Source organism: Claveliimonas monacensis (assembly GCF_014982975.1).
In the GTDB taxonomy this organism is placed as follows: domain Bacteria; phylum Bacillota; class Clostridia; order Lachnospirales; family Lachnospiraceae; genus Claveliimonas; species Claveliimonas monacensis.
The window spans coordinates 85,041-108,815 of sequence record NZ_JADCKL010000007.1; the positions used below are offsets into that span (position 1 = coordinate 85,041).

Annotated in this window: 21 protein-coding genes and 1 riboswitch; all 21 genes read right to left on the minus strand. The window is 57.6% G+C overall.

Annotated elements, in window-relative coordinates; genetic code table 11:
- Positions 1 to 95: 95 nt before the first annotated feature.
- On the minus strand, positions 96 to 818 hold the full coding sequence (locus tag INF30_RS09955; RefSeq protein WP_226395081.1) for a 4Fe-4S double cluster binding domain-containing protein: 723 nt from the start codon (positions 816 to 818) through the stop codon (positions 96 to 98).
- 49 nt (positions 819 to 867) lie between these two features.
- Complete coding sequence (locus INF30_RS09960; RefSeq protein WP_226395082.1) at positions 868 to 1,143, minus strand: acylphosphatase; 276 nt, start codon at positions 1,141 to 1,143, stop codon at positions 868 to 870.
- Between the two features lie 78 nt (positions 1,144 to 1,221).
- Positions 1,222 to 1,836, minus strand: a complete 615-nt coding sequence (locus INF30_RS09965; protein WP_226395083.1) for a thiamine phosphate synthase — start codon at positions 1,834 to 1,836, stop codon at positions 1,222 to 1,224.
- Positions 1,829 to 3,046 (minus strand): 2-iminoacetate synthase ThiH, encoded by a 1,218-nt coding sequence (gene thiH / locus INF30_RS09970; protein WP_076778379.1) that lies wholly within the window; start codon positions 3,044 to 3,046, stop codon positions 1,829 to 1,831. The genes INF30_RS09965 and thiH overlap by 8 nt, the downstream gene beginning before the upstream one ends.
- Before the next feature lie 28 nt (positions 3,047 to 3,074).
- Positions 3,075 to 3,863 carry a thiazole synthase gene (locus tag INF30_RS09975; protein WP_076778382.1) on the minus strand — a complete coding sequence of 263 codons (789 nt, stop codon included), beginning with the start codon at positions 3,861 to 3,863 and terminating at the stop codon, positions 3,075 to 3,077.
- A 79-nt stretch (positions 3,864 to 3,942) separates the two neighbouring features.
- Entirely contained in the window at positions 3,943 to 4,581 is a 639-nt protein-coding gene (thiF, locus tag INF30_RS09980; RefSeq protein WP_226395084.1) for a sulfur carrier protein ThiS adenylyltransferase ThiF, read from the minus strand.
- A 5-nt stretch (positions 4,582 to 4,586) separates the two neighbouring features.
- On the minus strand, positions 4,587 to 4,790 hold the full coding sequence (gene thiS, locus INF30_RS09985; RefSeq protein ID WP_076778386.1) for a sulfur carrier protein ThiS: 204 nt from the start codon (positions 4,788 to 4,790) through the stop codon (positions 4,587 to 4,589).
- Positions 4,791 to 5,018: 228 nt separating this feature from the next.
- Positions 5,019 to 5,125: riboswitch (TPP riboswitch) on the minus strand.
- 50 nt (positions 5,126 to 5,175) lie between these two features.
- Positions 5,176 to 6,180, minus strand: a complete 1,005-nt coding sequence (locus INF30_RS09990) for an ABC transporter substrate-binding protein (protein ID WP_076778388.1) — start codon at positions 6,178 to 6,180, stop codon at positions 5,176 to 5,178.
- Positions 6,181 to 6,297: 117 nt separating this feature from the next.
- Positions 6,298 to 7,221, minus strand: a complete 924-nt coding sequence (locus INF30_RS09995) for a sensor histidine kinase (RefSeq protein ID WP_226395085.1) — start codon at positions 7,219 to 7,221, stop codon at positions 6,298 to 6,300.
- A gap of 48 nt (positions 7,222 to 7,269) precedes the next feature.
- Positions 7,270 to 8,139, minus strand: a complete 870-nt coding sequence (locus INF30_RS10000; RefSeq protein WP_226395086.1) for an ABC transporter permease — start codon at positions 8,137 to 8,139, stop codon at positions 7,270 to 7,272.
- Positions 8,132 to 9,049: an ABC transporter ATP-binding protein gene (locus INF30_RS10005; RefSeq protein WP_205148130.1), complete on the minus strand. Its 918-nt coding sequence runs from the start codon at positions 9,047 to 9,049 to the stop codon at positions 8,132 to 8,134. Before INF30_RS10005 ends, INF30_RS10000 begins: the two co-directional genes overlap by 8 nt.
- 89 nt (positions 9,050 to 9,138) lie before the next feature.
- Positions 9,139 to 9,816 carry a response regulator transcription factor gene (locus INF30_RS10010; protein WP_205148129.1) on the minus strand — a complete coding sequence of 226 codons (678 nt, stop codon included), beginning with the start codon at positions 9,814 to 9,816 and terminating at the stop codon, positions 9,139 to 9,141.
- Positions 9,788 to 10,576, minus strand: a complete 789-nt coding sequence (locus INF30_RS10015) for a LytR/AlgR family response regulator transcription factor (RefSeq protein ID WP_226395087.1) — start codon at positions 10,574 to 10,576, stop codon at positions 9,788 to 9,790. Before INF30_RS10015 ends, INF30_RS10010 begins: the two co-directional genes overlap by 29 nt.
- Positions 10,576 to 11,844, minus strand: coding sequence for a sensor histidine kinase (locus INF30_RS10020; protein WP_226395088.1), 1,269 nt, complete (start codon positions 11,842 to 11,844; stop codon positions 10,576 to 10,578). The genes INF30_RS10015 and INF30_RS10020 overlap by 1 nt, the downstream gene beginning before the upstream one ends.
- 62 nt (positions 11,845 to 11,906) lie before the next feature.
- Complete coding sequence (locus INF30_RS10025) at positions 11,907 to 12,245, minus strand: thioredoxin family protein (RefSeq protein WP_087173603.1); 339 nt, start codon at positions 12,243 to 12,245, stop codon at positions 11,907 to 11,909.
- A 4-nt stretch (positions 12,246 to 12,249) separates the two neighbouring features.
- The gene (locus tag INF30_RS10030; RefSeq protein ID WP_205148126.1) at positions 12,250 to 13,167 is read right to left on the minus strand and encodes a trigger factor; all 918 of its coding nucleotides are present in this window, start codon (positions 13,165 to 13,167) and stop codon (positions 12,250 to 12,252) included.
- A 44-nt stretch (positions 13,168 to 13,211) separates the two neighbouring features.
- On the minus strand, positions 13,212 to 14,927 hold the full coding sequence (locus INF30_RS10035) for an ABC transporter ATP-binding protein (protein ID WP_226395089.1): 1,716 nt from the start codon (positions 14,925 to 14,927) through the stop codon (positions 13,212 to 13,214).
- Positions 14,921 to 16,678, minus strand: coding sequence for an ABC transporter ATP-binding protein (locus INF30_RS10040; protein WP_226395090.1), 1,758 nt, complete (start codon positions 16,676 to 16,678; stop codon positions 14,921 to 14,923). The genes INF30_RS10035 and INF30_RS10040 overlap by 7 nt, the downstream gene beginning before the upstream one ends.
- Positions 16,679 to 16,760: 82 nt before the next feature.
- A complete protein-coding gene (locus INF30_RS10045; protein WP_226395091.1) occupies positions 16,761 to 17,306 on the minus strand; it encodes a hypothetical protein in 546 nt (181 codons plus the stop codon).
- Positions 17,303 to 20,701 (minus strand): hypothetical protein, encoded by a 3,399-nt coding sequence (locus INF30_RS10050; protein WP_226395092.1) that lies wholly within the window; start codon positions 20,699 to 20,701, stop codon positions 17,303 to 17,305. Before INF30_RS10050 ends, INF30_RS10045 begins: the two co-directional genes overlap by 4 nt.
- 143 nt (positions 20,702 to 20,844) lie before the next feature.
- Positions 20,845 to 23,760 (minus strand): insulinase family protein, encoded by a 2,916-nt coding sequence (locus INF30_RS10055; RefSeq protein WP_226395093.1) that lies wholly within the window; start codon positions 23,758 to 23,760, stop codon positions 20,845 to 20,847.
- Between the last annotated feature and the right edge of the window lie 15 nt (positions 23,761 to 23,775).

Sequence of the window (23,775 nt, forward strand, 5' to 3'; positions counted from 1 at the left end):
CTTTTAAAAAGTATTACGTCCGGAATTGCAGTAACTGGTATGTTATTTTGTATTTACCTCTGAATACTTTCCTTATTGTCTGTTATCCTATTGAATTATCTGCCTGCTTCTGCGTCTTCCCTTGCCAGATAGCGGCGGGTATAAGGGCACACGACAAAGCATTTTCCGCACAAGTCCGCCTCGATCCCGGTGCGCTGCCGCATAAGTTCCACCTGTTTCTTATAGCAGGTATCCTTGTCGAACAATGCCTCCCGGTCCATGCCTGCGCTCCACAGTGTCCCTTTCAAGGCATGTGCAGGACAGTTATCCACACAGGCCCTGCAGGCGCCGCAGCGGGAACTTGTGACCGGCTGTCCGCAGGGAAGAGGGGCGTCCGTGAGAAGCGACGAAAGGCGGATGGCTGACCCGAACGCTTCCGTCACAAGGATACAGCTTTTCCCTATCCATCCAAGCCCCGCTCTCGTAGCCACTGTTTTGTGGGGGAGCGGCGTGATCCAGTTCTCATCCTGGCTGACTCTGTCCGTAGTCTGTGCATAGGCCCTGAATCCCCGGTTTTTCAGGAAATCCTCTCCGGCCAGCACGATCTCGTTCAGCTTCCGGTTCAGGGAATGGTAGGTCTCATAGTATTCCAGCGTGGGGCCGTCCTGGATCTGCCGGACGATCTTTTCCGGAACCGGGACAGCCACGGCCACGCCCACAGGATATGGCGGGGTATGCTCCTGCCGGGACATGATTCCGGCCAGATCCCCGCACCCTGCCAGCGCAGCCCCCTCCTGCTCCAGCACAGATTTCAGTTCTTTCCAGAGTGTATTCTCCATGCCTGTCCCTCCTCACCTTACAGAATTGCAGTACTTAACAGTATTCACATTACAGCAGGACATTAAATCTCTTCTCATCTTCCTCCAGCGGGAGGTCTTTCCCGTCGACCCAGTCAATCTCGATAAAGCTGTCATGGTTCAGACTGTACAGGAGCTTGTCCACAAGCTGGGGCCTCCCCTGGATCTCCAGCGTCACGGTCCCGTCCATCTCATTTCTCACCCAGCCTGTCAGCCCCAGGGATTGGGCCAGGTATTTGGCTTTGTAACGGAAACCCACGCCCTGCACTCTCCCGCGGAAATTCAATTTTTTTCTGACTTCAGCCATATATTCCTCCTGTTCTCTTTCATCTGAGGTATTGTTTTTATTCTAATTCTTTTTCCACAGGCTGACAAGTCCTTCCAGTTATATCCGCATCATCTCCGACATGATGCAGCCGCCCGCCGCCCCGCAGGACAGGATTTCCTCCATCTGACCCGTGCCCATATGTATACCGCCGATGGCCCACACCGGCACATCCGCCAGAGCGCAGATTTCCTGCAGAAAGGCGGTTCCCCGGGGAGGCAGCCCTTTTTTACAGTCCGTAAGATAAATATGCCCCGCAGTCAGGCAGGTGGCGCCCAGCCGCAGCGCTTCCTCAGCCTCCCGCACAGAATGGACCGATGTTCCCACATGAATAAATTCCTTTAAAATCCCCGTTTCCCTGTATCTTTTCATAAGCGCCAGCGGCAGGTGGATGGCATCCACCCCTGCACATAGCGCAGCTTCCGGGTATGTATGATATACGCAGGGCACCTGGTACTCCCGGCAGATCGCAAGCACCTGTCCGGCCAGGCGGGCGTAATCCTCCTCTTCCAGATCCTTCTCCCGCACGATCACAGCCGCCGGATGTAACTGACAGACCCGGCGGATCTGCTCCAGGTAGGGCCGTGCGGCCAGATGGCGATTTGTCACCACCGCCACCCGGGACAGGACGTCCCCATCCGGAAGGCCTCTCTTTGCCATTTCTTTCCTACACATAGATGTACTCCGCCATGACAGGCTGCAGATGGTTGGACTCCAGGGCATGATAGACCTCATTAACCGACCGGCCGTCTGAAATTTCGAACTGCTCGTCGCCCCGATCCGCCACATCATCGCCGTGCTCTCCGATACCGGTGCTGACTCCCGCCGAGATCTTGGTGGCAGCGATCTGCACCAGGTTATCCCGGACTCTGGCACATTCCCGACTGGATATGGTGATGCTTGCAAAAGGCATGAACAGCCGATAGGCGCAGACTACCTGGAGAAGCTGGGCCTCGTGGACATCCATGGGATTGATCTTGTCATTGTTGATAATGGGACGAAGCCGCGGACAGGAGAAGGCGATCTCCCCGTGGGGATATTTCTTCTGCAGCAGATATGCATGCATGCCGGTGGCAAATGCATCCTTCCGGAAATCGTCCAACCCTAAAAGGGCGGCAAATCCCACACCTCTCATGCCTCCCATAAGGGCCCGCTCCTGGGCGTTGAACCGGTAGGGAAAGATCCGCTTGTGTCCGGCCAGGTGGAGAGTCTCATATTTGTCGGAATTGTAGGTCTCCTGGAAGACCGTCACATAGTCTGCCCCGCATGTTTGCAGGTACGCGTACTCGTCCGAGTTCATGGGGTAGACCTCCAGCCCGATGACACGGAAATATTTCCTGGCGATCTGGCAGGCCTTTCCGATATACTCCACAGTAGATTTCTTCCTGCTCTCCCCTGTCAGGATCAGGATCTCCTGCAGCCCGGTCTCTGCGACAGCCGCAAACTCTCTCTCCATCTCCGCCTCGTCAAGCTGGGCCCTCTTTATCTTGTTGTGGCAGTTGAATCCGCAGTAAATGCAGTAATTTTCACAATAATTTGCGATGTACACCGGCGTGAACATGGCGATCGAGTTGCCGAAATGCTTCCTGGTCTCCGCCTGTGCCGCCTGGGCCATCTCTTCCAGGAGCGGCATAGCTGCCGGGGAGAGAAGGGCCTTGAAATCTTCCAGGGAGCGGCTTTCCTTTACAAGCGCACGTCTCACGTCCGCTTCCGTGTAGCTGTCGTAGTCATAGCGGTCCATCTCAGCTATAACTTTGTCCATCACTTCCGAGCCGATATCCTCCATATCCGGCAGGTACGTCATATGGTCGATCCGATTCTCCCGCTGATGCTCCCGGATCTCATCGTTTAAAATGCTCTCATTTATATGATTTTCTGCGCTCATTTTCGCAAGCCTCCTTCTATGCCAACTGTTAATCTCTCAGATACCCGGTAAGCGGCGATGAGGCACTTCCTCCTTTTGCCCGGACACTTCCCATCCCCGCAAGGTAAGCGGCGCGTCCCGCCTCTACAGCCAGTTTCATGGCGCCGGCCATGGCCGCGATGTCTCCCGATGTGGCGATGGCGGTGTTAGCCATAACAGCGGCAGCCCCCATCTCCATGGCCTCACAGGCCTGAGAGGGCTTCCCGATCCCAGCGTCCACGATGATGGGGAGATCGATCTCATCAATGAGGATCTGGATAAACTCTTTTGTACAGAGCCCCTTATTGGAACCGATGGGTGCCCCCAGCGGCATGATGCAGGCAGCTCCCGCCTCCGCCATGTCTCTTGCCATATTCAGATCCGGGTACATGTAAGGCATGACGGTAAACCCTTCTTTTGCCAGGATCTCTGTGGCCTTGACCGTCTCATAGTTATCCGGGAGCAGATATTTGGTGTCCCGCATGATCTCGATCTTGATCAGATCACTGCCGCAGACCTCCCTTGCCAGCCTTGCGATCCGCACCGCTTCCTGGGCGTTTCTCGCACCGGAAGTGTTGGGCAGGACAGCCACCTCTTCCGGTATGTAATCCAGGATGTTGGCAAGTCCTCCCTCATTTGCCCGGCGCAGGGCCATAGTCACGATCTGAGCCCCCGCATGCTCCACGGCCGCCCGGATCAGGTCCAGAGAATATTTTCCGGATCCCAGGATGAACCTGGATGTAAATGTGTGATCTCCCAGTTTCCATGTGTCTTTTTTGCTGTCTACCCTTGTTTCCATTTTCTTTCCTTCCCCGCCGGCTTTCCTGGCCGGCGCTTTTTCATTTCTTCGTCTTTTCGTTTCTGCCTGTGATAACTGTCTAACTCTCACCCAGTATGAGCCTGAGCACCATGTTGGCCTGATGAGCCGCGCAGAGAGCCACCCTGGGCGCCATAAGCCCCCGTCCTGCTGCAGCCTCAGTTTTCTCATCCCCGCACAGGTAAAAGCGGGAGGCAACTCTCCTTGTGTGGATCTCATTGCCGTCCCCGTACCCTGCCATGCCGCTGGCGGCCACCAGATATTTCTCCGGCAGCTTCTCTAGCACCGTCCGGACAAGCATGGCCTTCTGCTCCGCAACGTCAAAGGCCTCACAGATATAGGTGTCGTCCCGCAGCAGCCCGGCAGCGTTCTCCTCTGTCACCCGCAGGCAGTCTGTCCGCAAATCCAGCCAGGGATTGATCCGCAGCAGATTCTCCCGAAGGGCCTCGGTCTTTGGCATGCCCACCTGGTCAGCAAAATACTGCTGCCGGTTCAGATTGGTCACATCCACCCTGTCAAAATCGATCAGATGGAGATGTCCCACCCCCAGCCTGGCAAGGCTGACCGCTATATTTGACCCAAGACCTCCAAGGCCCGCCACCGCCACCCGGGCGGCGCTGATCCGTGCCTGGATGCCCTCTGTGTGGCGGCTTACGAGGGCCTGCCGGATCTCCTCTTCTGTTACTTGGATGTTCTGCATCTTCTCTAGCCCCCTCCCACAAAACTTACGACTTCCAGTGTATCTCCGTCCTCGATAAGGCGGCTCTCATACTCCCTTTTGGGCACAATGGAGCCATTTTGCTCTACGGCCACCCGGTCCGGCCTGTATCCCTTTTCTTCCAGAAATGCACTGACAGAAAGGGACGACGCAAACGTCTCCGGCTGTCCATTAATGCGCGCTGTGATCACAAAACCCTCCTCCTTTCTTCCGGGCAGTCGTCCTCTGGTAAGGGACAGCAGAAATATGTCCCAAGAAAAAAAGGTTCACGAAAGAATACACCCGCGGTGGTGCACCCCTTCGTGAACCGTCCTTATCCATTCACTGTTCACTCACATGGTCCTGCCCTGTTCTGTTGTCTGTAAATTTCCTGACCTGCCCGCAAAATAAGAAAAGGGAAATGGCATCATGCCATTTCCCGCAGTCTCTCATCTATTTCCCTACGTTGGCATTATCCAAATCAGGTTCCCGGGTCGAAGTTCCCAACTTCCTCTCAGCCTGTCTACAAGCTCCCCCCTATGCAATTTACATGTTCCAATATACCCACTTTACCAGGAAAAGTCAATAGCTTTTCCTCTACTCGGCTTCTATGGCCTCATATCCCTCCGGGATGGTGATGCCCAGCTCCTCACAGATAGCGGGATTGTACTTTTTCGTCACCTGGGCCGCTGTCTCCACCTCCATGGATGCAATGTCTTCTCCCTCTGCCAGTATCTTGTATGCCATCTCGCCGGTCTGGTATCCCAGGTCGTAGTAGCTGATGGAGAGCGTGGCCACGCCGCAGCCGCTGCAGATGCCCTCCTCTCCCGCGATCACCGGGACCTTGGCGGGAAGGCAGATATTGTTGATGATCTGGGTGTTGGACGCCATGGTGTTGTCCGTGGGGATGTAGATGGCATCGCACTCCTCCACCGCGTTTTGAGTCACAGACTGTATCTCGTTGGAGTCGGCAGCTGTGTACTCTTTGTAGGAAATGCCGTCCGCCTCCAGCTCTGCCTCAAAAAGCTCTGCCTGGTACTTGGAGTTGGACTCTGCGGAGCAGTAAAGGATCCCCACTGTCTGCGCCTCCGGCACAAGCTCCAGCAGCATATCCTCCTGCTCTTCGATGGGCGCCAGGTCGCTTGTCCCTGAAATGTTCACTCCCGTGGCTCCTGTCCAGTCATCTATTCCCAGCGCGCTGCCATAATCAGTAACGGAAGTTCCCAGGATCGGGATGTCTGACGTCGCCTGGGCTGCTGTCTGGAGAGGCAGGGTAGCGTTGGCAAGAATTAAATCTACATCAGAAGAAACAAAATTATTAACAATGGTGGAGCACATAGTCTGCTCTCCCTGTGCGTTCTGCACGTCAAACTCTACATTGTCCTCGCCAAACAGCTCCCGGCAGGCATCCTGAAACCCTTCCGTGGCCGCATCCAGAGCCGCATGCTCCATCTGCTGGCAGATTCCTATAGTATATGTACCGCTTCCGCCTGCGTCATCTCCGCTGCTTCCAGAGCTGTCTCCTGAGCTGCTTCCGCAGGCTGCAAGTGCTGCTGTCATGACTGCTGTCAGTAAGATCGCTGTTACCTTTTTTAACTTCATGTCCTTTTCCTCCTGTCGCTTTATCACTTAAAACTTCTACACTTTATAGCACTAAAGTATTTATGAAATAAATTATACAGAGATACGCAGAAAAGTCAAGCCCTTTTTATTTTCTTTTCACACGTCCTCTGTATACCCCTTTGCTCCACATGGCAGCGCCGCAAGCTGCACCTCAGCCACAAACCAGTCTTCCTCCATGCGAGCGGCGATATCTCCCTCCATCCTGCGGACCAGCTCTCTGGCAATGGAGAGGCCCAGGCCCGTGGAGGTCCGGCTCCTTGCCTCATCTGCCTTGTAGAACCTGTCAAACACATGCTCTGTATCAATCTTGTCCGGACAGGACACCTGGTTGGCAAAGGTCATGACAGCCCTGTCCCCCTGCCTCTTGAGCGCAATGCGGATCTTCTTCTCGCCGTGGTCCATCCCGTTCTTAATGAGATTCTGGATGACCCGCCTGAGGGCACGGGGGTCTGCCTCCACACAGATTTCCTCCTCAGGAATGGAAAACTCCGGTCTGATCCCAAGCGCCAGCCATTCCTCATAGTAGGAAAGCAGCGTCTCCTTCAGGATACGGTTCAGCCGAAAGACCGTCATTTCCATTTCATAGCGCCCGTCCTGGAGCTTCGTGTAAGTGAACAGCTCCTCCAGCATCTCCTTCAGACTGCCGATCCTCTCCTGGATGATGCGGATATACCGTTCCAGCTCCTCCGGGTCCCTGGTCTCCCGGAGGAGCTGGAAATACCCGTCCAGGGAGGTGAGAGGCGTGCGGATATCGTGGGACAGGTCCGTGTAGATGCGGGCAATCTCTCCCTCCTTTTCCATGTACTCTCTGTGTTCACTTTTCATCTCCAGCAATAGTTCATTGAGCTCTTCTGCCAGCTCACCCACCCCGCCGGCCCGGATCTGGGTCGTGATGAGCATATTGCTGTCGTGCTCCCGCAGGAACGCGATCTGGCGGCAGATGTCCTTCATCTGCCGCTGGTATTTCCACAGCACTGCCGCCAGGATCACGATACCTGTTATAAGGATAATAGTCAGCATCCTGTCTCTCCTTCTGTAAATGCTCCTCCTGTTGACTTCTCCTGTCCCCTACACATCCCTCTTCTGGAACACGAGAGCCCCCAGGCCTGCCGCCAGGACAAGGAACAGGGCCGCTGTCAGCAGCGCTCCTGTCACGTCTGACGCAGAGGGCGACAGAGGGAGCATGGCAATCTTTCCTGTGATGGTGTGGGAGATGATGTCCACATCTCCCGCCCCCATCCTGCGCAGCAGTGTCTCCGCCCCACCGTACAGGATGATAGCCAGGTTCTGGCAGAGCAGCACCCCCAGCACCATGCTCAGCACACTGCTCCGTATGATCACTGTAAGGGCACACAGGACCACCATAAAGGCACAGTGCAGTGCTGTCTGCGCTCCCAGATAAGGGAGGAACTCTCCCGGGTCACCCCAGGCCAGGGTTCCAAAAAGCAAGGCATCAGAAATCGCCTCAATGGCCACGAAAAAGAGGATGGTAAACACTGTGTACACCATCACAGCCACCGCCTTGGCCGCCACAAGGGCCGCCCGGCTCCTCACCTGCCCCGCTGTGTTCTTCACATAGCCGCTGCTCATGTCCGCCCCGGAAAACAAAATCGTGAATATAGCAATAAAAAGAGCTATAAATCGACCCTGTATATTTGCCGCAAACAGGTCAAACACAGTCACCTGCTCTCCAGGTGTGGTGGGGAGAGTGACAGTCATACCCAGGTTGGGCGTCTCCTCCCCGCTCTCATCCGGCGAGGAGGGACTCACCTGCACCATATCCACCGATGCCTCGGCCGCCTTCCTTGTGTCTGCCCGATACTCATCCCGGCTCATGATATTAGTAAAAAGCACGCACCCCGTCAGCACGATGAGGATCACATAGGCGCTCCTTGTGTGGAGCATCCGATATATTTCCATTTTTATCATATTAAGCATCTGCGCCGCCTCCTGTCAGTTTTAAGAAATAGGTCTCCAGCTCCTCGTTTGTGACAGAGATGCCCCGCACAGGGATTCCTGCCTTTGCGAAGGCCATGTTGAGCGCCGCGCTCTCCTCCAGCCTCTCAAAAATGTAGATGTGCTCCCTGTCTGCCACCTGGTATCGTTTTATTCCCAGGCGGTCCATCACCGGAACAGCCCGCTCCGGGTCATCCAGTGTGACCTCCAGCCTCTCGCTGCATTTTTCCATCAGCTCTTCGTTCGTCAACTCCTGGAGAAGAGTCCCGTTGTGGATGATCCCGTAGTCTGTGGCTATCTTGGAGAGCTCCTCCAGGATATGGCTGGAAATGAGGATCGTCATATTCCTTTCCCTGTTCAGCTTCAGCACCGTATCCCGCACCTCCGCGATCCCCTGTGGGTCCAGGCCGTTGATGGGCTCGTCGAGGACCAGCAGGTCCGGCTCTCCCACCAGGGCCAGGGCGATGCCCAGCCTCTGCTTCATGCCCAGGGAGTACCTCTTCACCGGCTTCTTGCCCACGCCCCCAAGGCCCACGATATCCAGAAGCTCCTCCTCGTATCCCCTCTTGTACACGCCAAGGAGCATGCTCTTCATTTTCAGGTTGTCTCTGGCAGACATGCTTCCGTAGAGGCCCGGCCCCTCGATGAGGCAGCCTACCCTGGAGCGTATCCGGCTCAGATCGCGGCCTCTGCACCCGAACAGCTCGATCTCTCCCGCCGTGGGGGAGGCCAGACCGCTGATCATCCGCAGGGTAGTGGTCTTGCCCGCTCCGTTCCTGCCGATAAAACCGTATATCGCCCCCTTCTTTATATGCATGCTCACCTGGTCTACTGCCCTGTGCCTGCCGTACTGTTTTGTCAATGCTCTTGTCTGCAGCAGCATCTCACTCATATTTCTCACTCCTTTTCTCTCGATCTGTCTTACATTCTAAGGACCTTTCCTTAATCCTTCGCAAATAAAATCTAAAGAAAAGGTAAAGCTTACCGGGGCATACGGTAGCCGATACCCCATATAGTCTCAATGTACTCCTCCTGCGTCTCCCTCTTTATCTTCCTGCGGATATTGCTGATGTGCACGTCCAGTGTCTTGGTCTCCCCCATGTAGGGCTCCTCCCAGGCGTACTCAAAAATCTCCTCCTTGCTGTAGACCCGCCCCGGGTGGGACAGGAGGAGTTCCAGGATGGCAAACTCCTGGCGTGTAAACCGGGGCAGCTCTCTTCCCCTCACAAAGACCTTAAAGGTCTCCTTGTCCAGGGTCATCTCCCTGTGGCTCAGAGTGTTCCCGGCAGCCTCGGCTGTCCCACGCCTGCGCAGCTGCACCTCGATCCTTGCCAGCACCTCCCGTATCTCAAAGGGCTTTGTCACATAGTCGTCCGCCCCGCTCTTTAAGAGGTCCACCTTGTCGTCCAGCCGGTCCTTCGCAGTCAGTACGATGACCGGGATATCCCTCTTTCTGCGTATCTCCTCCAGCACCCTCTCCCCGGACATGCCCGGCAGCATCAGGTCCAGGAGGACCAGGTCAAAGGGCTCCATGTCCAGGCGCAAAAGCGCCTCAGTGCCGGAGTAGGCCTGGCTGCAGCTATAGCCTCCCTTCTCCAGGGCCTCCCTTAAAAGATTATTGATATTTGTGTCATCGTCTATGATCAGAATGTGGTCCATCTTGTCCTGTCTCTCCTTTTCTTCCCGTTCCTCTCAGGAAGGAAATGCCCAGTTTTTCCATCTCCTCCCTAAGCTTTCCGTACCGGCTTCTGCTGACCGGGACGGATGTCCCTCCCTCCAACTTGGCCTCGTAGGTCTGGCCGAAACGGCTGGCGCCCACTGCCTGTATATTGGCAAGAGGCACCAGGAAGGACTGATGGCAGCGGAAGAAGTGGTAGTCCAGGAAGATCCGCTCCAGCTCCTCCAGGGTGTGGGAGGTCTGGCAGATTTCCCCGTCCTTCCTGTGGATCTGCACTTTCCGCTTCTCCTTACAGATGTAGAGGATCTGATCCGGCTCCAGGAACAGGTAGTCTGCCCCGCTCCTGACAGCGATCTTCTCTTTTCTCGGTGCGCCCGCCTTTTTCCGCACCTTCTCAAAGGTCCGCTCCATCCGCCGGATATCCACTGGCTTAGTGAGGAAATCCACCGGCTCATACTCGTAGCTCTCCAGGGCAAAATCCGCGTGCCCGGTGAGGAACACATAGGGCAGCCCCGGATGCCTCTCTTCCATGTAAGCCGCCAGGGAAAAGCCGTCCCCGCCAGGCATCTCTATATCCAGGAAGGCCAGCCGGACCGGCTCTGTATCCAGGATCTGCCTGGCCGCCTTGGCGTCCCCGGCAAAGAGGATCTGGGAAGGCTTTGCAAAATGCTCTAAGGCGGCGATGGAGTCCTGCGCCGCCACAGGCTGGTCGTCCACCAGAAGTATCTTTCCCTCAAACATCACGATGCCTCCTTCACTAGTCTAAGCGGGATCTTTGCCACAAAATGGATGACCTGGCCCTCCATGCGGGAGTACACCACGCCCCCGTACCTGGCCGCCAGGGCCTGGATGGAGGCGATGCCGATGCCCTCGTGCCCGCTCTTGGAGGAGGCGCCTGCCTGGTAGGAGGCCATGGGGTCCCCCTGCCGCGTCATGTTGGCCACATTGATGATGCAGAACTCGCCTCTTTTTAGGATCGTCAGATGGATGCCAAATGACCGGTCCGGCAGCCGCTCCGTCTCGTCCAAGGCATTCTGCAGAAGGTTTCCGATGATCTTGTTTGTCTCATAGACATTGGTGGCGATCTGGGACAGGTCGTTCTCCACCGTGATCTCCAGGCGGATGCCCTCCTGCTGGGCCCGGCTCTGGAAGGAGAGGATGAGGGCGCTGACCGCGGCGTCTTTTAGGGGCAGCAGCCGGTTCATGGCCACTGAATCCTGCAAAAGCTCCTCCAGATACTTCTCGCAGGCCTCGTAGTCCTTCCTGAGGAGCAGGCCGTGGAGGGTCTGCACGTGGAAATTGTAGTCGTGCCTCTGGGAGCGGACCACGCTCATGTAGGTCTGCATGTCATCCCGGTACTGTTTCTCCGTGCGCAGGGACTCCCTCTCCCTGCTGGCTGCCGCCACCAGGCAGAAAAGCCGCAGGCCTCCGAAGAAGGCGAAAAGGGCGAGGGCTGCCGTGGGCAGAGAGCATTTTCCCAGGACGGGGAGCGACAGGCACAGGCCAAAGGCTGCAAAGAGCAGCGCACGCCTCCCCGGCCTGTCCCCATCCTGCGTCCCCTCCTTACAGAAGTACTGCTGCCAGCCTTCCTCCGGGAACTCCCGGGACAAATAGGCCAGGCCTGCGCAGACCCCCAAAAAGGCCATCAGCGCCAGCATCACCCGGAAGAAGGGGGAGAGGTAGGAAATCCCAAGGAGCGCCTCCGCCACCACCCGCAGCATGCCAAAGCAGCCGCAGGAGAGGGAGACAGCGGCCAGGATATCGACCAGGGATTTCTCCTGCTCCGCCCCATGGCGCAGTAGCACCGCCATGTAGGAGGCCAGAAAGAGAAGGCAGGCCACGCTGCCTAGCCGTATCCCTGCGTCCAGGCACCAGGCCAGCCCGCAGACGGCTCCGCCTATAAAAGAAAGTACCAGGCTGCGCCCTGCTCTCTCCCTCTCCCAGCGCAGGGCCGCAAAGCATGACACGGCCCCGCCCAGTCCAAGAAGTGCATAATCGGCGATCAGCATGGTACCTCCTCCTTCGTTTGTGATCGTTGTCTTAAATCTGTTTTAGTATAGCATCCCCTCTGCTACTTTTCAATCGTTTCATCATGGTACAAAAGCTCTGCCAGCTCCCTGTGGATCCTCTCTGTGTCCATGCCGCCTACGGACTGGTGGACCACCTGCCCGTTGTGGAAATAGCGGAAGGCCGGGATGCCCATGATCTTGTATCTCCTGGCCAGTTTCCGGTACACAGACGTGTTCACCTGGATGAAGCGGATGAACGCCATATCGTCCGCCACCTCCCGGTAGTAGGGAGCCGTGCCGACGCAGGCCCCGCAGTTGTCCCCATAGAAATCCACCATCACGTACTCTGCGCCTTGTACCAGCTGGTCAAAATTTTCCTCTGTCGCTTCTATCACTGCCATCTTCTTACACCTCCAGATATGTATTGGCCTCTCTCATCAGCATATGGAATGTGTGCTCCTGGAGCTTCACGCTCTTAAATATCTCAAAATCCGCCTGTTTCTTAAGCTCCTCCACATCTTCCTTTCTCTCTGCCGCCATCTGCCGGACCATCTCTTCCATGTCCTCCTCTGTGACAGAAAAGCCGTCCTTCTCACAGAAATAGCAGTAGATGACATTGGGAAGGTAGTATTTCTCCTGCTCCTGTTCCATGACCTTCATAGTCTCCTCCTCTGTGAGGGATGTGCCGTCCGGCTGTTTCTTCGGGTCCACACCTGCCGCCTCCAGGGCGTCGTAGTGGGTCTTGGCCTGGTGATGGCACCAGGCCGCCTTCTCTGCCTCGTCCACATCGAAGGTGCTCTCCCTTAGGATCGCTTCCAGCCAGAACTGGCAGATACGGATGCTGGCCTTGTCCCGGTACGCCTGGTCGTGCTTTTCGTGGTACCAGCGCCGGTAGTCCTCCACAGTCTCCACGCCTGGCAGTCCCAAAAGGCCCACCAGCGTATCGCCCACTGTAAGGGTGCGCTTCTCCACTACCTTTTCCACCTTGAGCACAAGGGTCCTTGCTTTCAGCTGGCAGGAGAAGGTCTCCCCCTGTCTTTTGCCCAGCACGGCCTGCTCTGCCTCCTGGGCCCCCGGCAGGCTGCGGCCTGGATAGAGGAGCACCGTGCGCCCCTCCCAGTTTCCTTTTTCATCCTTCAGACAGGTGCACTGCACGCTGTGCCCGTCCTTCACAGGCCCCTCCATCTGCTGCTCGCTGGAGTGGTCCCTGGCCAGGGCCTCAAGCTCTTCGTCGATCTGGCTCTCCGGGAAACGCCATTTCTTTAACTCCTCCGGCACCGCAAGCTGCCGGTAGTCATAACACTGTGTCAACTTTGATCTCATCTTGTATCCTTTCCTTTCTGCTGTTCGCCTTCCGTCTGTCTATATTATTTCCCCGCCTCTGCCGCCTGGTGGGCAAAGGTCCGATAGTAGTCGTTTGTCCGCAGCAGCTCCTCTGGCGTGCCGCAGGCCTCGATCTGGCCGTCGCACAGGACGATCACCTGGTCCGCGAACACAGTGGCGGAATAGTTGTGGGCGATGAGGATGGTGGTGCGGCCCTTCATCAGGTTGCTTAAGGCCTCTGTCACCGTCTTTTCGCTCTTCACATCCAGGTTGCTGGTAGCCTCGTCAAGGAGCAGGTAATCCGGGTTGCGCATCATGGCCCTGGCAATGGCGATGCACTGCTGCTGGCCGCCGGAGAAGTTGGAGCCGCCTGGCCCCACCTGGGCGTCAAACTGTCCCGGCGTGTCCATGACAAAGTCATAGACATTGGCCATCTTCGCCACATGGATAAGCTCTTCTTCTGTCACCTTCCGCTCCACGCCGTAGAGGATATTATCCCGCACAGTACCGGATAGGAGGGGCTTATCCTGAGACACGATGGCAAAGCTCTTGCGCCAGGCGGACAGCTTAAAGTCCTGCACATCCCGCTTTCCAAAGAGGATGGTCCCTTCTGTGGGGTCGTACATCCGCTCCAGCAGCTTAAAGAGGGTCGTCTTGCCGGCGCCGTTGGTGCCCACGATGGCTGTGACCTTGCCCTTTGGTATGGAGCAGTTCAGGTCCCGCAGCACTTTGGCGCTCTGGTAGGAGAAGTCCACGTGGTCCAGGACAATGTCCTCGTCCGCCACGTCCATCTCGCAGCCCTCCTCCTTCTCGTCAGGCACATCTAAGACCTGCCCGATCTTCTTCATGATACCCGCGTTCTGGGAGAAAGTCCCCACGCTGGTGCACAGGCTGGCGAGCCGGGTCACCGCCAGGCCGCACAGGGTGTAGAAACCGATCAGCTTGCCCACGGTCAGGTCGCCGGAGGCGATCATGCGGCTCCCCAGCACAAAGGAGATGACGATGTTGAGGCATCCCATGACCTCCATGCCGGCAAGCTGGATCATAGACGTGTAGCTTAAAAGGATGTCCGCCTTACACTGCCTGCCAAAAAGCCCCCTGGCCTTTTTCTGCTCCTCGCCCTCCATGCAGAAGGACTTCATAAGGCGGATGCTGCGCACGTGCTCTGCCAGGTACCCCATGACAGAGGCCAGCCTTGTCCTGGCGGCAGCTCCCGCCGTGTAGGTCAGCCTTCCGTAGAGCCAGGTGATAAACACCATGACCGGGATCACCAGCAGGCTGGCAAGAGCCATCTGGAACTGGAAATCAAACAGTTTCTGGTAGGCCACGATGCCTGCGTACACAGCGGTAAAAATATCGATGAGGAGCTGGAAATAGTTTCCCGCGCTCTCCGCGTCCGTGGTCACACGGGTCACCAGCTCATTTACATTGTCTGAGTCGTAGTAGCTGGTGGGCAGGCGCATCATCTTGTTCCACATCCGCAGCCTCACCGCCAGGTTGATCTTCTGCAGGAGCAGTCCGGTCAGGTAGGTAAAAGCGATGGTGATGCCCCCTGTGATGAGCTGGAACTCGATATAGCGGATCAGCTCGTCTGTCTTGATGGAGTTCTGGGTCCCGTCGATGATGGAGGCCGTGATCGTGATGGCCTCCACCTCCACATGGGACTTGATCATGGAGATGACAAGTACCAGGAGGATGAGGAACCAGGGCAGCCGGATCCCCTTAAATATCTTCGTGTAGTCTTTGATCTGTCTTAGCATTTTGCCGCCTCCTTCTCTGCCTGACAGGCTGCGATCAGCTCCATGAAAGCCCCGCACTTCCCATACAGGTCACTGTAGCTGCCGCACCCGGCCAGTACGCCTCTGTCCAGGACAATGATTTGGTCCACCCGCCTGATAAGGGACAGGTCGTGGGTGACAATGATCTTCGTCTGATCTGGAAATGTATCAAAGATCGTATCCTGTACCATCCTGGCCGCCGCAGCGTCCAAAGCTGAGGTGGGCTCGTCAAAGAGGAGCACGTCTGCGCCCCGCATGAACTCCCTGGTGAGCACCAGCTTTTGCCTCTGTCCGCCGGACATAGAAGTGCCGCCTGGGGCCACCGGCGTGTCAAGGCCTGCGTCCCATTTCTCCAGGATTTCCGCAAAGCCCGTCTTGCGGGCTGCCGCCCAGATCTCCTCATCCGGCACCTCCCGGTGGAGCCCGTAGGTGAGAGCCTCCCGCACAGTGCCGCTGAAGATATCCGCCCCCTGCTGCACGTAGCCCATGCGTCCCCGCAGCGCCTGAAGCGGGATGTCCGCCACCGATACGCCGCCTAAGGACACCGTCCCCTCCTGGGGCTCATAGAAGTGCTCCAGCAGGCTTAAAGAGGTGGTCTTGCCGCTGCCGCACAGGCCGATCACCGCTGCGGAGCTGCCCTCCGGGATGGTGAAGGACACATCCTTCAAAGCCTCCTTGTCCCCGTAGGAGAAGGAGACATGGTCAAAGCACACCTCGGTGCCGGCGCCTTTTTCTTCCCTTTTTCCTTCTTGTTCTTCCTCCTCAGGAGCCCGCAGAAGCTCCGCCGTCCGGGCCATGGCTCCCTGCACGCTTTTAAGCTTCATCCAGTAGTCGATCAGATTGCTGAAGGAAGTAGACAGCGTGCCGGAAAACATATAGAAAGCCACCCACTGCTGGATGTCAATGTCCCCTCTTTTCAGGAGCAATACGCCGAACACCATGACCACCATCACCTGGGCCATGCCAAGGAGGGTGGTGAGGGCTGTGATCACACAGTTCAGCTTATTGACCTTCATGTTGGCGTCAAAAAGCCCGTAAGAGGTCTTCTCCCCGTTTTTCAGCTCCCGTTCTTCGTTGGTGTAGGTCTTGATGAGCATCAGGTTGCGCACCCTCTCCGCCAGGTACGCGGTCAGGCTGCCAATCTCCTTAAACACGCCGAACTGGGTCCTGTACTGCCATCTTCCCACAAAGACTGCGTAAATAAGCTTCAGAGGAAGGAGGAGAAAGACCGACACCATCAGCCACACATTGTAGGAGGAGATGGTCTGCAGAGCTGCCGCCACATAGTAGATCGTGGGAAGAAAGCCCACCAGGAACTCCACCAGATACTCTGTCGCCGTCGTAGCGTCGTTTGTCATAGTGCTCATCAGATCCGAAGGATTGTGTCCGTCATAGTAATCCATGCGGATGCGGAGCATCTTCTTCCAGATCACTCTCCTTATATTCCTGGCCGCCACATGCCTGGCAGGCGAGCGCAGGGCCACATCCCCGCAGAGCACCAGGGTGAACAACACATAGAACCAGACCGCGTCCACCAGAGCCTGGCTGTCCGTGCTGCCGCTCATCAGGCCCGCTGTCACCGTGGGAAGGTCCAGCATGACCCTGTTGTACAGGAAATTGCACAGGAAGGCGATGATGATCCAGTGCCACGGCAGGCGCATCTTCCGGATCACATGGAAGAAATCCTTCCAGTTTCCCCCGCCCTTGTGTCCCTCTTTTTTAACTTTACTCACTGTCGTATCTCCTTTCAGATCCCGTATATGAAAAGACGGCAGACAGAACATTCTTTTTTTCTGCCCGCCGTCCGGAAGGTGCCTAATAATCTGTCAGTCCGTAAGAGCTCTTCATCATCTCCGCATAGTCCTCCACTGTGTCACCGGACATAGCCCCCTGGGATGACAGGGTAATGATGGTCGCCTGGAGTGTGTCGCCGTCCATCACCGAGTAGAGTACATTGCCCTCCTGCGTCACCTGCTGCCCCTGGGAGGTGTAGAACTGGGCCAGCGCCTGGGCGGACGCCTCGTCCGGCGTCACGTAGTAGTCGTATTCCGCCGCGCCCTCCCCGTCCTTGGCGTAGATGATCTGGTATACATTCGTAGCGGTATAGCCAAAGTTCTTCATATCTGACAGAAGCTTGCAGCTCTCATCCCCCTTCAGCACAAAGCGCTGGTCAAAGTCCAGATCCTGGGGGTCTGTGTAAGTATAAGTGTCCGTCATGGCAAGGCTGAAATCCTTGTCCACCGTTGTCTCCTGCCCCGCGTCTCCCGCGTCAGAGCTCCCTTTGTCTTTGCCGGCGCCGCAGGCTGTGGCCGCCAGGCCAAGGGTGAGACAGAGCAGGACTGTGATCAGTTTCTTCTTCATCTTGTTTCCTCTCCTTCCTTATATTCCTCAAGCTGTTCTATCTGTTGCATCCATCCTGTGTATCCCTGCAAGGAGGCCTCAAAGGCCGGCTGTCCGGCCGGCAGGGCGCTGATGCGCTCCGCCAGCTTTTCCGGCTTCATCCTCTGGCAGAAGATATGATCTCCCGCCACGATACACCGGTACTGGGCCACCGCCTGGCCATCCTTCGCGTAAAGGATTTCGTACACCTGGGTCACCGCTATCTGGCGCTGGCCTGCCACCTGGGCCGCCAGGGCGCTCCGGGCATCTCCCCGGAACACAAGCCGCGTGTCAAAATCCAGATCCTGGGGATCCGCAAAGCCAAGTCCCCCGGCGATCAGAAGCTCCTGAGGCGCTGCTGTGCTGCCGGATATCAGCCGGTCCGCCGCATCGTCAAAGTCCGCATCGCTCCACTGTGCCGTGCTGCCGACCGCCAGCGCTGTCCCGGCGGACTCTCCGGCCATCCCGCCGTCTGCCGCTGTCTCACTGCCGGCCCCGGCCGCCGCTCCTGCTGCTCCCGTCCCGTCAGTTCCTGCCGGCACGCTGCCCGCCGTGGAGGGATCAAATGTCTCTGCCTGGGCCCCGCTGTCTCCGCTCTGGCCTGCCTCGCTCTGGCCATCCGCCTGCTGACTGTCTGCCTGCTGACCATCTGCCGCCTGGCCTGCATTTCCGGCTGCCGCCGGGTCAAAGCCCTCCTGCTGGCCGGTCTCCCCTGCGACGACTCCTGCGTCTGCCGGATCAAAATCCTCCGCCTCCTCGGCGGCCCGGGCCACGCTCTCAGCCTCCGGATCCAGAACGCCCGTCACGGGGATCACCGGCGTGAGCTCCGGCTCCGCCCACTGTGCGTCGCCCGTCTCCAGCAGTCCCTCCGCCTCGTAGAGCAGGCGGTTCAGTTTTGCCTGGGGTAACGACGCGCAGGAGACTGTGGCTGTGCCTGTGTCCGCCGTCACTTCGGTCATGCCCATGTCCAGGAACAGAGCTTTCAGATATGCCTCCGGGGTAGGCTCCTCCAGATAAGCCGCATACATATCGATCGTCTCCTGTATACTGTCACTGGTAACCAGGACGGCGTCTCCAGATACCAGGGTTCCCATCCCCATAGCTTCTGTTAAATCTACTGCCTGACTCTCATCTGCCATGCCGTATATCTTCACTTCATATACAGCTTTTCCGTCCAGACAGTACATGATCTCATAATAGTTCTGCGCTGTATATCCCTGAAGCGGCGCTGCCCACGGGCAAGTGGAGTCACCGTATATCACATATCTCGTATCATACACCAGATCTTGCGGCAGCACCTGCGCTTCATCGTACGTGTAGCTGTCGCTCACTTTCACGCTGAACGCCTCTTCCGGCGTGGTGCCTGTCAGGCCGCCTGATGGCTGCTGAGGTTCTTCTGGCTCCTCTGTCTGGCTTTGCTGAAATTCTTGGTAGCCATCAGTCTCCATCAGGCCTTTCATATATCCTTCCACTGTTCCGTCCTGGGAATAGGCCGGGATCATCATCTCCAATATAGACAAATCCCATTTCAGGACCGCTGCATTGTCATAGGTCACCACTTCTCCCATGGTACCGTTGTAGGTTGCGCTAATCTGTCCCGCATCCGTCTCGCTTGCCCCGTCATAGCAACGGTAGGCATCCACGATTTCTCCGTCTGCGAGATAATAAATATCGTATATCCCATTGACGGTACTTCCTATATACCCTGCTGCCGTAACCGCTCCACTGTCCTCTCCGGCATATAATACGTATCTCTTATCATACGCCAGTCCTTTCGGATCTTCAAAGCTATACTGGTCTGTAACCTTTATTGGGAATGTCTCCTCCGGCGTGGTCCCTGTCAGTCCGTCTGACGGCTCCCCCGGCTCCTCTGCCGGGTTGGGATTGCGAAAATACTGGTAGCCCTCGTTCTCGCAAATGGCCGCCATATACGCCTCCGGGGTCGCCTCGTCCGCGTAGCCCATCTGCACATACATCTCCATCATGCTCTTCATCATGGCAAGATCCATGTTGATACAGGCCACCCTGCCTGTGACTTTGACTTCTCCCATGCCGCCGTACATGCTCTCGATCTGGGCTGCGTCATCTGCACTGGCCGCGTCATAGCACCGGTATACAGCCGCCAGTTTCCCATCTTTCAGGTAATAGATCTCATAGACTCCATTGACCTGACTTCCGATCTGACCTGCTGCGGTGACCGCCCCGCTGCCCTCTCCGCCGTAGAGCACATATCTTGTATCATACTCCAATCCTTCCGGATCTTCAAAGGTATATTTGTCTGTGATCTCCACCGGGAAGGTGCTGTCCGCCGTCGCCAGAGCTTCCTCCAGCTTGTCGGTAAGCTGCTCATCCGTCACGGCCACGCTCGTCTCCCCGGAGGGATCAGGTGTATCCGGGTCGTCCGGCTCATCCGGCTGGTCAGGTCCTTCCGGGCCTGACGGAGTGTCCCCTCCCGGTGTATTTCCTCCGGGCGTGTTGCCGCCCGGTGTGGTTCCGCCTGGAGTAGAGCCGCCCGGCGTACTTCCTCCGCCTCCCCCGCCATTGCCGCCGTTTCCAGAGGATGCCGGCGGCTGGTACTCGCTCATGCCGCCGAAGTAGAATTGCATGCCGAGGTAAGCTGCCGGAGTCTCGGACTTGATAACGCCCTGATCGTAATATGTCCGGATCGAAGTCTGCACGTAGTCTCCTGATGAGTACACATACACGACATCCCCCCAGCGTCCGGCGCTCTGTCCGCCTCCATTATATACTCCCGCATAGGCCGAAGCCATCCTCTGTGCCTCCGCCTCGCTACTCATGACGTAACAGACATATTCGCCTGCCGCCTGGCCCCCCTTCGCATAAAGGACCACATACGCTTCTTTGCAGCTATACCCCTGCGCATTCGCTCTTTTGGCCGGGATGCAGTCGGAGCCTCCATGGAGCACGTACCTGGTGTCAAAGCTGAGCCCGGACGGATCCGAGAACGTACAAAGATCACTCATCTTGATGGGGTAGCTGTTGCTGGCGCTGGTGCCTCCCACCTGTGCGCCCCCGTTGTCCACATAGCCTGTCTGCTGTACAGCTCCGTCTGTTCCGGAGGCCCCGCCGGCTCCCGACGCGCCGTCGGCTCCGTCTTTATCCTGATTTCCTGCGCTCCCGGCGTCCACGTCATCTCCCTTGATCTTGTCCGCCAGGTCGGCCAGGGGCGAGTCTTCCAGGAGCTCTTCTATCCCGCCGTTCTTGGTGATAAGGTACGCCCCTGTCCCCACGCCGCAGGCCAGGGCAGCTACGGCGACACCTGCAATGACCTTTGTCCTTGTCTTCATTTTCTTCTTCTGTCCATCCGGCTGCTTCTCCTGTTCTGCCTGCACCTGAACCTTTTCCTCTTTTTCCACTTCTGCCACTCTCCTTAGACGACTGTATCTTTTTTTGTTGCTCATATTCCTTCTGAAATAATTTTAACAATCTTAACACGTCTCCATTTTTCCGCACAATACGACATGTCTATTCGGATGTTTTTGCTGTCTGTTTGGCAGTTTTACAGGTTTCTTCTGCAGGGCAGGGTATCCCCGGCCGCCGCAAGGATCTCCTGGCCGCCCACGATGCACGAGCCTCCTTTTTCGCAGATCTCATCCAGGAGGCGGCTGACCTTCTCCAGATCCTCCGGTGTGGTGGCAAGGATCTGCCTGCGGTCTTCCCGACGCATCTGCTCGGTCACCTGCTCCATGTAGTCCTCCGCCGCCTGCATGCCTTTCTGCCTCGCAGTAAGAAGGGGCTCTGAGGCCGCGATGGCGCTGATGATATAGGGGACCAGCTCCGGCCCGCCGGCGCACAGCTCGCGAAGGGACGCCCCGGCCTTGTCAAATGCGGCCAGGGAGACGGCGGCGGAAGGGTCGCGGAAACTGGTAAAAGCCACATCCCCGCCGGGCGTGATGGCAAGCCGGGTGCCGTAGGCGCCCCCTTTGACCCGGACAGTGTTCCACAGATAGCCGTAGGACAGGATGCGGGCCGCCACTGCCATAGCTCCGCCGTATCCGGCGCCGCACTGGGCAAGGTGCCCTCCCTTCCCGGCAAATCCCACCGGGGCCGGGACAAGGATGCCCTCCCTCACCTGCCTTCTCCTGAACCAGGAGGCCGCCTCCGCCGGGGCCTCCCCCTCAGGCAGGCTGGAGGCCAGCCCTGCGATCTCCTCGTCCGGGATCTGCCCTGTGACGGAAAGGACGGCCCGCCTTCTCACAAAGAGCCTTTGGCACAGCTCCTTCAGCCTGGCCGCAAGCTCTCTGCCTCTCTCCTCAAACCGACTGTCCATCTCCCGCAGCCAGTCCAGCATACTGATGCCCCGCAGCGCTTCCCTGGCCGCCCCTTTCGCCGAGCACCCGGCGGCAATGCGCAGGGAGGCGTAACTGTCGCCCTGCATGAGGACGTGCTGTTCCAGGGACAGCCTGAGCTGGCGCAGGCGGGCTCTCAGGCAGGCAAGGTCGCTGAAATCTGTGTCAAGCAGCACTTCCTTTGTCAGTTCCTTTGCCTCCTCCAGCTTTTCCTCCAGGGCCGATACGTGGACAGTAAAGCAGGGCTTACACTTTTCTGTCTCCCCCCTTTGCGCGAACACGTCCGCGCTTGTCTGGAAACGTCCCAGCTCCCCGTCCAGCGCCGCCGTAAGCTCCAGGACGTCAAGGTGCGCTGTCCTTGTCTGCCCAAGCAGAGTCTGCAGGAAGGAGAGAAGGTGCAGCTCCTCCTCTGTCAGATCCTCTGCGGAGAAATACCAGACAAGGTGGGCGATCCCCTCTGTCTCCAGAGGATGATAAAGGGCTGTGACTCCCGCCTCCTCTGTCACCTGCCGGGGGATGTCCGGCGTCTCCTCCTCTATATCCGCGAGGGCCAGCACAGGCAGTGAGGCCAGGTCTTCGGGGCGGTCCGGCGTGCTCTGGAACGTCCTGAGAGCCGCCAGCCCCCGGATGACCTGCTCCGTCTCCTGGCTGCTCCAGCGGCCTTTTATCCTGCGGAGACGCTCCGCCTCCTCCTTCCTCTTCCTCTCCCCCAGCTCCCTGGAGGGAACGAGCGCCAGCCGGGCGCAGTGCCGGTTCTCCAGGAAATTTTCCCGGATAAACTGCTCAAAATAACCTCCTTCTATCCCTTCCCGCAGGCGCAGGAAGGCGCCGGACAGACAGAGGTTCTGGGCCGGGTCCCCGCCGTAGAGGCAGCTCTCCAGCATTTTCATGCAGTTGACAAGCCCCTGTGGGAAACCTCCTGTCTCCTTCTCCCTGTAGCGGAACTCCATCCGACTGATGACAGCCTCCAGCCTTCTGTGATCCAGTCCCCCGTCGGCCAGCTTCTCCAGCACGCTCTGCACAGTGTCCCAGATCGCCTGCTCCTGGTCTCCGGCAGCATTTCTCACCACCAGGACGGCAAAGGGCTGCTGGACGCCGTCCACCTTGGAAAATTCCACGTTCTCAGCCAGCCCTCTCTCCAGCAGCGCCTTCTTAAGAGGCGCCTCGTTGGAGCCGCAGAGCATCTCGCAGAGAGCCTGGCAGGCCAGGTCCTTCTCCGGCTCGTCATAGCGCCCGTAGACCCACCCCTTGGCCAGGATCGTCTTCTTTGCGATATCCTCCTCCCCGGTCTCATAGGGAAGCCGCGTCTCATCTGGGTGTACCGGGCTCTGAAGGGGGATGGGATGATCCTCTTGCTGCGGCTCAAAGCCGGACAGCGCCTGCCCGATCTTTTCCAGCACCGGCTCTATATCCATCTCCCCGTCCAGGAGGAACCACGCGCCGGACGGGTGATAGTATTTCCGGTACTGTGCCCTGTACTCCTCGTAGGTGAGCGCGGGTATGCAGGCAGGATCGCCTCCTGACTGGAACTGGTAGCAGTTGTCCGGGAAGAGGGCCCGGTTCAGGGCGCTGTCGATCAGCGTGTCAGGCGATGCGTACATCCCCTTCATCTCGTTGTAGACTACGCCGTTGCAGGAGAGCTCTCCCTCCGGGCTGTCCAGCTCGTAGTGCCAGCCCTCCTGTCGGAAGATCTCCTCCCTCTCCAGACAGAGCGGGTGCAGCACAGCGTCCAGGTACACGTCCATCAGATTGAGGAAATCCTTCTGGTTGCGGCTGCTCACCGGATACATGGTCTTGTCCGGGAAGGTAAAGGCGTTCATAAATGTCTGCAGGGAGCTCTTGATCATCTCCACAAAGGGCTTGCTCACCGGGTATTTCCGGGATCCGCACAAAAGCGAGTGCTCCAATATGTGGAAGACCCCCGTATCGTCCGACGGCAGCGTCTTGAATGCCGCCGCAAACGTCTTGTTCTCCTCCCCTCGCTCCAGCCACAGAAGCCGGGCGCCGTTTTTCGCAAAGTGCATCTGCCAGAGAACAGCCCCTATCTGCGGCAGCTCTCTCCTTGTATCTATGACAAAGCCGTGGGCCGCAGCCGCCTGCTCTGTCTTCTGTCTTTTCAGGTCCATCCTTTTTTCTCCTTA